The sequence below is a fragment of the Bartonella sp. AA86SXKL genome, from assembly GCF_042196885.1.
This window is the reverse complement of sequence record NZ_JBHIRE010000416.1, coordinates 400-650: the sequence shown is the minus strand read 5'-3', so window position 1 is coordinate 650 and position 251 is coordinate 400. Positions and strand designations below refer to the sequence as shown.

At 52.2% G+C, this 251-nt stretch carries 1 pseudogene; it reads right to left on the bottom strand.

The annotated features are described in order from the left end of the window. Nucleotides 1-251 (bottom strand): annotated as a pseudogene (locus ACFIO5_RS12345) (phage tail protein); the annotation flags it as partial.

Genomic DNA, 251 nt, shown 5'->3' with positions numbered 1-251 from the left:
CACGCGTACGACAACGACAATTGCGCCCACTTGCTTGAAAATGAGATCAAGGGCATTGGGTAATGTACCGCGTCGTTTTCCTGTTCTATCCAGTTTTGCGGCTTGTGAAAGAGAGCCTGCTACCAAAACCGGTGTGTTAAGAGGAAAGGCTTGTTCATCGGCATCGGGTGCTGTGCCAACAATTCCGATAACGCCAGACTGAACTGCACGAAGGGGGCGGGTGCCGTCGTCAACCTCAACGACTTCAACAC